This window comes from Stenotrophomonas sp. 05L44_2, assembly GCF_056665995.1.
Window position 1 is genome coordinate 1 of sequence record NZ_JBFTNR010000232.1, and the last position, 7,690, is coordinate 7,690.

Here is a 7,690-nt window from a genome sequence, read left to right on the forward strand (position 1 = left end):
GCCGTGCTTGAAGCACTGCGACAGATCGGCAAGGTCGACCAGATGCCACCGGCGTCGCTGGATTTCCCCGCGCGCGTGCTGATCCAGGGGCGCCGTCCCGGCGCGTGACCGATGACTTCCGTGATTTCCCTTCTTTCGATGAGAACCGTGATGAACGACCACGACCGCGCTCGAACCGCATCCCGCCGCCCACGGCCGGCCCGACGGGCGTTGCTGTGCTGCGCCGTACTGCTCAGCCTGGCCGCGCCGGCCAGTGCGATGGCTGCCGAAACCACCATGGTCAAGTTGATCAAGGGGCTGATCGCCAGCGGCGCGCTCAAGCCCGAAGACGGCCAGGCCCTGTTGGTGCAGGCCGAAGCAGAAGCGGCGGCTGCGCAACGCGGTACCGCGGTCAGCGCAGCCAGCAGCGGCGGCGTGGCGCTGGAAGCCGGCGACGTACGTGTGCCGTACGTGCCGCAGAGCGTGCGCGATGGCATCCGAGATGAGGTACGCCAGGACGTGATGGCGCAGGCCAAAGCCGAGGGCTGGGCCGCGCCGAACGAGGTGGCCGAGTGGACCAAGCGCATCAAGGTCAGCGGTGACATGCGTGTGCGCAGCGAATCGCGCTTCTACTCCGAGCGCAACAGCGACATCGAGACCAACTGGGCCTCGGTGAACGCCGGCAACGGCTTCGATACCAACAACAACACCAACCTGCAGCTGCCGCCGCTGCTCAACACCCGCCAGGACCGCCGCAATCTGTGGCGCATCCGCGCACGGCTGGGCATCGAAGCGACGATCGGCCAGCACACCACCGCAGGCGTGCGCCTGGCCAGCGGCAGCAGCAACGGGCCGGTGTCCACCACCGAACAGCTTGGCGGTGGCCTGGGCAAGAAGGACGTGTGGCTGGACCAGGCATGGCTGGCCTACAGCCCGGCCGACTGGGTGACGGTGCGCGGCGGACGCTTCGGCAATCCGTTCTGGACCAGTGACACGCTGTTCTCCAACGATCTGAACTTCGACGGCCTGGCGGCCAACCTCAGCTACGACCTCGCCGAGGACGTCGGCCTGTTCGGCAACCTGGCGGTGGTGCCGTTGGAGTACACCTCCGACAGCGCGCCCAGCCAGAGCCGGGTGAAGACGCCCAACGAGAACAAGTGGCTGTCCGGTGCGCAGGTGGGGGTGAACTGGCGCTTCAACGATGACAACAGCCTGCGTGCGGCGCTGGGCTACTACGATTTCAAGAACATCAGTGGTCGCCTGTCGTCTCCCTGCGCGCTGTACGCCGGCGCGGTCGGTTGCGATACCGACTGGTCGCGGCCGGCGTTCATGCAGAAGGGCAACACCCTGATGCTGATCCGCGACATCGCCCGCAACCCGTTGGATCCGGCCAACACGCCCACGCCGCAGTATGTGGGCCTGGCTTCTGCCTTCCGCCTGGCGACCTTCAACCTGCGCTGGGATACACAGCTTGCGCAGGACATCGGCATGCGCCTGGATGCGGACTACATCCGCAACCTGGCCTATGACAAGCAGRCCATGTTCGCGCGGGCCAACAACGGCATCGTCAACAACTACGGTGCCGGTGGCAGTGCCAGCATCGACACCTTCCGCAGCGGCGACACCGCCTGGATGCTGCAGGCCACCTTCGGCGCCACCGAGCTGAAGGAGAAGGGCCAGTGGCAGGCCCTGCTGGGCTACAAGCGGATCGAGGCCGATGCACTGCCCGATGCCTACAACGATCCGAACTTTCACCTGGGCGGCACCAATGCGCGCGGCTACTACGTGGGCGGCGCCTATGCGCTGGACGCGCGCAGCTGGATCAGCGGCAAGTGGATGGCGGCCAAGGAAGTGTCGGGCCCGCCGTTGTCGATCGATTTGTTCCAGCTGGAGTTCAATACCGGTTTCTGATCGGACAGCGTGATCGCAGTCACGACACGTGTGGCGGGGGTGCGGCAATGCGCCCGTCTAGGAAAGGAGACCACGCGTTGCACAAAGGAGGAGTGGATGAGCCGTCGCAAACTGTTCGAGAGTTCCGAGCCCGCCGCGCAGGCACTGGGCATCGGGCCGGCCTATGTCTCGGTGGAGGGATTGCGCCAGCATCTGGCCGAATTCCTGCTGTATGCAGGGCGGCCGGTGGTCATCATGCGCGGGCGCAGCGAGGTCGGCTATTTCCTGCCGGCACGCTGCTGGCGCCAGCGCGAGGATGATCCGCTGGCTGCCGCCGCGGCCGATCAGCTGCTCGATGCCGCCGGCTTCCAGGTCGAAGACATCCAGCAGGTCGAACAGGAATTCAACGCCATGCGCCAGCGCACCGTGCKGCATTCGCGGCGTTGAAACCAGGGCCGCCGGGCATGGCCCGGCGTTACCTGATGGCGCCAGGCTCCTCCGGTAGCGCCGGGCCATGCCCGGCGATCAGGCAGCAGCCCCGCGCTCGCTGGTGATCCGACATGGAAGCGTCCATCCGCATCACGTTCGGAACGCAGCTCGGCGTGGAACTCGCCCAGCTCCCAGCCCTTGCGCTGCGCGTACATGCGCAGGGTGATGGCGGTACACGCGGCCAGCGAGGCCAGGTACAGGTCGAACGGGGCGAAGCCCTTGCCCTGGCCGCCGAGTGAAGCGGGTTCATCGGCCGCGACATCGAAGTGGCCGTTGCTGATGTGGTGCAGGTAGTTGTCGGCGGTCGAAACAATGCGTGCGTAGGCCATGGGAATTCCCGGTGGTAGGGCCGAGCCATGCTCGGTTGCAGGAAAAGGCGGCGCCAGCCGGAGCCGGAGCCGCCAAGGAATCACTCGGTACGATCGTACGAGAACTGGATGCCAGCCGTGCCACCGGTTTCGATGAAGAGATTCATGAAGGCCGGCACGGTCTCCGCCCGTACCCAGTCGCGCTGCAGTTCGCAGAACAGCTGCGTCACGCTGATCAGCTGGCCGCCGGCCTGTTCGATGCGGCGCAGCGCGGCATCATGCGCGGCCAGCGACGTGCCGCCCACCGCGTCGACCACCACGTAGACCTCATAGCCTTCCTTCAGCGCATCCAGCGCGGGGAAGGTCAGGCAGGCTTCGGTCCACAGCGCGGTCATGATCAGTTTCCTGCGGCCGGTGGCCTTCACCGCCTTGCGGAACTCGACATCTTCCCAGGAGTTGATGGTGGTGCGGTCGTAGGTCGGGTAGTCGCCCAGCACCTTGCGCAGCTGCGCGATCGGCGGCTTGTTCAGGCCGGTCTGTACGTTCACGGTCGAATGCACGATCGGCAGGCCATAGGCGACCGCCGYCTTGGCAGTGCCGACGATGTTGTTGACCAGCAGCTGGCGGTCCATCGAGGCGATGGAGTTCACCTGTACCGGCTGGTAGTCGATGATGATGAAGGCGGAATTCTGCGGGGTCAGCAGGTGGTCGCTGACGGGGTCGCGGATCGGTTCACTGGCCATGGGGGTGTCCTGGTCGGGGTTGGCTTGCGGTGGTGCCGGCGGCGTGCCGGCAGGCGGAAATCGCCGCGGATGCAGCGGCTCAGCTACGCTGCGAATCCAGCTGCTCGTGGTTCTTCTGCACGTCCTGCGCTTTCTGGTAGCTCTCGATCAGCAGCTGGTAGTTGGGGAAGATCTGCGTGTAGATCGCGGCCCACTGCTGGGCGTCCTCGCGGTTCCAGGTGCGCTGGATTTCCGAGGCGACCGCAGCGGTATCCATCGGCACCACACCGGCCTGCACCACGCGCGCCAGGGTGATTTCCTCGGCCATCTTCGAATAGGTGCCGGAGGCATCGACCACCGCGAACACCTGGTAGCCGTCGGCGACGGCGGCAATGGAGGGGAAGGCCATGCAGACGCTGGTGATGGTGCCGGCAATGATCAGCTGGCTGCGGCCGGTGGCCTTCACCGCGGCCACGAATTCGGGGTTGTCCCATGCGTTGATCTCGCCCCGTCGCGCTACGTATTGCGCATGCGGTGCGGCGTCATGGATCTCCGGGATCAGCGGGCCGTTCGGCCCCTGCGGTACCGACGCGGTGGTGATCACCGGCATCTTCGCCAGCGCGGCCATCTTCGCCAGGGCGGTGGCGTGCGCGCGTACTGAAGTGAACGGCATGTCACCGATGGTCTGGAACAGGCCACTCTGGTGGTCGATCAGCAGCATCGCGGCGTTGTCCGGGTCGATCACCGGGCGGGCGCCGTTGAAGTTGGCGGGGGTACTCATGGTCAGTCTCCTGGGGAGGGGGCGAAGGCCCGGAATGCGGCGGGCGGTTGCCCGCCGCAATGCAGTGGATCAGTGCGCGATCTGGCCGAAGCGGCCGCCGTTGAAATCGTTGACGGCCTGGCTGATCTCGGCCTGGGTGTTCATCACGAACGGGCCATAGCCCACCACCGGCTCGTCGATGGGTTCGCCGCTGAGCAGCAGCACGGTGGCGTCGCTGTCGGCGTCGATGAACACGTCTTCGCCGCTGCGGTCGAAGGTCACCAGCTGTGCTTCGCCGACTGCCTGGCCACCGTTGATCCGCACCGTGCCCTTCAACACCACCAGCGCCAGGGTGCGGCCGTCGGCCACCGGCAGCTCGGCGTGCTGGCCCTGCAGCAGGCGGATGTCCCACACGTCCATCGGGGTATGCGTGCGGGCCGGGCCGGCATGGCCATCGAATGTCCCGGCGATGACGCGTACGCGGCCGGCACCGTCGGGCAAGGCCACTGAAGGAATCTGCGCATCGAGCAGGGTCTGGTAGCCCGGTGCGCCCATCTTGTCCTTGGCGGGCAGGTTGACCCACAGCTGCACCATGTCCAGGGTGCCGCCGCGCTTGCTGAATTCCGGCGTGTGGAATTCCTCATGGAGGATGCCGGAGGCAGCGGTCATCCACTGCACGTCACCCGGGCCGATGGTGCCGCCGGCACCCGTCGAGTCGCGATGGGCCACTTCGCCTTCGTAGACGATGGTGACCGTCTCGAAGCCGCGATGCGGATGCTGRCCGACCCCGCGCGGGGTCTCGCTGGGCGGGAAACTGTACGGCCCGGCGTAGTCCAGCAGCAGGAACGGGCTCAGGTGCTGGCCGTGGGTGTTGTAGGAGAACATCGAACGGGCGGGGAAGCCGTCGCCCACCCAGTGCGGGCGGGGGGCGCTGTAGGTACCGGTGACACGCTTCATGGCGATCTCCTGACCGGGGCAACCGGTCGCTGTTTTTCGTTGCGGAGACGATATCGSCGTGACAATGGCCCCGGTAGTSGGCAGAATTTGCCGTCATAGTCCTATTTWGTGAACGATGMAGGCCCGGCAAGGGCCGCAGGAGATCGTCCCGTGTTCATCGCCGACATCCGCCGCTGCGAYCTSAACGACCTSTTCTACTTCGCCATGGTGGTCGAGCATGGCGGCTTCTCGCAGGCCGGGCGCGCGCTGGCGATGCCCAAGTCCAAGCTCAGCCGCCGCATCGCCCTGCTGGAGGAGCGGCTGGGTGTCCGCCTGATCCAACGTTCGACCCGCCGCTTCTCGGTCACCGAGATCGGCCAGGACTACTACCGGCACTGCAAGGCGATGCTGGTGGAGGCCGAAGCCGCCGAGGAGGCCATCGCGCTGTCGCGTGCCGAGCCACGCGGCACCCTGCGGCTGGCCTGTCCGATCGCACTGCTGCACGCGCGCATTGGCGCCATGCTGGCTGACTTCCTGGCCCTGCATCCGCAGGTGACCCTGCAGCTGGATGCCACCAACCGGCGCGTGGACGTGGTGGGCGAGGGCGTGGATGTGGCCATCCGCGTGCGCCCGCCACCGCTGGAGGACAGCGATCTGGTGGTGCGCGTGCTGGCCCGCCGCATCTGGTGTACGGCTGCCAGCCCGGCCCTGCTCAAGCGCATGGGTACGCCGAAAGTGCCGGCTGATCTGGCGATGATGCCGACCGTGGACCTGGCATCGCCCGCCCAGGTGCATGCCTGGGAATACGCCGGGCCGGAGCAGGTGCAGGCCAGCGTGCACCACCGCCCGCGGCTGGTCAGCGATGACATGATCGCCCTGCGCAGTGCGGCGGTGGCGGGTGTCGGCGTGCTGATGCTGCCGCGGATGATGATCACCGACGAACTGGCCAGCGGCGCGCTGGTGCCGATCCTGCCGCAGTGGCAGCCCAGGCACGGCATCGTGCATGCGGTGTTCCCGTCGCGGCGCGGCCTGCTGCCGGCGGTACGCGCGTTGATCGACTATCTGGCCGAGCGTTTCGAGGCGCTGGAGGAGCCGTAGATCCAGGCCGTGCGTGCAACGTGGCGGATGACCGGGGGTGCAGGATCGGCGGTTGCCGCCTACACTCCCGGTCCGGACCGTCGCCATCACGCCCATCATTCCCCGGTCCGGCCTTGGCACTTATGTCTCCCAATGCCCTGGCGCTGATCGAGCTGTTGATCCGCGAGCGCCGTGCGTTGTCCCGCTTCATTGCCCGCTACCTCGACCCGGCCAGTACCGAGGACACCCTGCAGAACCTTTATCTGAAGGCCAGCAGCGTGCCCGGCGACCCGCCGATCCTGGAACCGCGCGGGTACCTGTACCGCATGGCCTACCACCACGCGCTCAACCGCAGCCAGGCCGACGCACGCGAACGGCGGGCGATGGCGGAGTACGCCAGCGACCTGGCCGATGCCAGCACTGATGGCCAGGCGCAGGCGCTGGACCAGGCCCAGCTGCGCGAGATCAGCCAGACCATCCTGGCGCTGCCGCCGCAGGTGCGCGAGTGTTTCGTGCTCAACCGCTACCTGGGGCTGAGCGAACGCGAGATCGCCGAGCGCCTGGGTATTTCCAAGAGCGTGGTGGGCAAGTACGTGATGCGCGCGGCCCTGCTCATCCAGCAGCACCAGCGGGGAAGCCGCGCATGACCGGCATGTGCCGTGGGCAGATGCCGCTCGCCGTTGTCTCAACTGTAAGGCGCACCCGTTGGTGGTGCCGCAGGCCACAATCATGACTACGTCCATACCCTCGCCGCGTCAGGCCAGGCAGGCGTTGCGCTGGGTGATACGGTGCAATGCGGGCCGGTTGCCGGAGCGCCAGCAACGCGCCCTGCAACGCTGGCTGCAGGCCGATCCCCGGCATGCCGATGCCTGGCGCCAGCAGCAGGCCTTCTGGCAATGCCTGGATGCCGCCGGCCCGGATGTCCTGGCTGCGCTTCCGGAGCTGACCGCCGAACCCGCGCTGCGGCCCCTGCAGCCGCGTCGTCGAGTGCCTTGGCTGCTGGCCAGTGCGGCGGTGCTGCTGCTTTCGGTAACAGCGGCGCCGCACGCGTGGCTGCTGGTCCGCAGCGACGTGCGCAGCGACAACGCGCCGCGCACGGTGCAGCTGCAGGATGGCAGCACTGCCATATTGGATGCAGGCAGCGCGCTGGCGCTTGATTTCAGCGCCGGCCAGCGCCGCCTGCAGTTGCTGCGTGGCAGGGCCTGGTTCCAGGTGGCGCACGAAGCACGACCGTTCCGGGTGGAGGCAGGCGGTGGCGAGATCCGTGACATCGGCACGGCGTTCAGCGTTGCACTGCAGGATGCCGTGGTGACCACCGAGGTCAGCCAGGGCGAAGTGGAGATCAGGCCGGGTCATGTCGCCGCGCAGCGGCTGCAGGCGGGCCAGGCACGCGCGTTCCGTGATGGCCGCTGGCTGCAGCCRTTGCAGCTGGCCGATGTGGAGGCCATCGCACCGTGGCGACGCGGCGAGATCGTCATTGATGATCTGCCTGCGCAACAGGCGATCGAGCGCCTTGCCCGCTATCGGCG

8 protein-coding genes and 2 pseudogenes are annotated in these 7,690 nt (G+C 67.2%); 6 read left to right on the forward strand and 4 right to left on the reverse strand.

Annotated elements, in window-relative coordinates; all coding sequences use genetic code 11:
- The 3 genes and pseudogenes from AC1VAN_RS09875 to AC1VAN_RS09885 all read left to right on the forward strand — a co-directional run.
- Positions 1–108: pseudogene (locus AC1VAN_RS09875) on the forward strand (ferric siderophore transporter TonB); the annotation flags it as partial.
- Positions 109–150: 42 nt separating this feature from the next.
- On the forward strand, positions 151–1,890 hold the full coding sequence (locus AC1VAN_RS09880; RefSeq protein ID WP_480985725.1) for a putative porin: 1,740 nt from the start codon (positions 151–153) through the stop codon (positions 1,888–1,890).
- Between the two features lie 96 nt (positions 1,891–1,986).
- On the forward strand, positions 1,987–2,316 hold the full coding sequence (locus AC1VAN_RS09885) for a hypothetical protein (protein WP_480985726.1): 330 nt from the start codon (positions 1,987–1,989) through the stop codon (positions 2,314–2,316).
- 110 nt (positions 2,317–2,426) lie between these two features.
- On the opposite strand, the pseudogene AC1VAN_RS09890 reads toward AC1VAN_RS09885, so the two are convergent.
- The 4 genes and pseudogenes from AC1VAN_RS09890 to AC1VAN_RS09905 form a co-directional block, all read right to left on the reverse strand.
- Positions 2,427–2,687, reverse strand: a pseudogene (locus AC1VAN_RS09890) (OsmC family protein); the annotation flags it as partial.
- A gap of 80 nt (positions 2,688–2,767) precedes the next feature.
- Complete coding sequence (locus tag AC1VAN_RS09895; RefSeq protein WP_480985727.1) at positions 2,768–3,409, reverse strand: hydrolase; 642 nt, start codon at positions 3,407–3,409, stop codon at positions 2,768–2,770.
- A 79-nt stretch (positions 3,410–3,488) separates the two neighbouring features.
- Positions 3,489–4,169, reverse strand: a complete 681-nt coding sequence (locus AC1VAN_RS09900; RefSeq protein WP_442251387.1) for an isochorismatase family protein — start codon at positions 4,167–4,169, stop codon at positions 3,489–3,491.
- A 69-nt stretch (positions 4,170–4,238) separates the two neighbouring features.
- A complete protein-coding gene (locus AC1VAN_RS09905) occupies positions 4,239–5,105 on the reverse strand; it encodes a pirin family protein (RefSeq protein ID WP_134832649.1) in 867 nt (288 codons plus the stop codon).
- A gap of 150 nt (positions 5,106–5,255) precedes the next feature.
- Between AC1VAN_RS09905 and AC1VAN_RS09910 the strand changes: the two genes are divergently transcribed.
- The 3 genes from AC1VAN_RS09910 to AC1VAN_RS09920 form a co-directional block, all read left to right on the forward strand.
- Positions 5,256–6,182, forward strand: a complete 927-nt coding sequence (locus tag AC1VAN_RS09910; protein WP_032974583.1) for a LysR family transcriptional regulator — start codon at positions 5,256–5,258, stop codon at positions 6,180–6,182.
- 122 nt (positions 6,183–6,304) lie between these two features.
- The gene (locus AC1VAN_RS09915; RefSeq protein WP_025874391.1) at positions 6,305–6,808 is read left to right on the forward strand and encodes an RNA polymerase sigma factor; all 504 of its coding nucleotides are present in this window, start codon (positions 6,305–6,307) and stop codon (positions 6,806–6,808) included.
- Positions 6,809–6,890: 82 nt separating this feature from the next.
- Positions 6,891–7,690: FecR family protein (locus AC1VAN_RS09920; RefSeq protein WP_480985728.1), on the forward strand; the 800-nt coding region annotated here is incomplete at its 3' end.

Coding starts and splice junctions, on each gene's coding strand:
- AC1VAN_RS09900 (WP_442251387.1), bottom strand. CDS start 4,169: ATGAGTACCCCCGCCAACTTCAACGGCGCCCGCCCGGTGATCGACCCG.
- AC1VAN_RS09915 (WP_025874391.1), top strand. CDS start 6,305: ATGTCTCCCAATGCCCTGGCGCTGATCGAGCTGTTGATCCGCGAGCGC.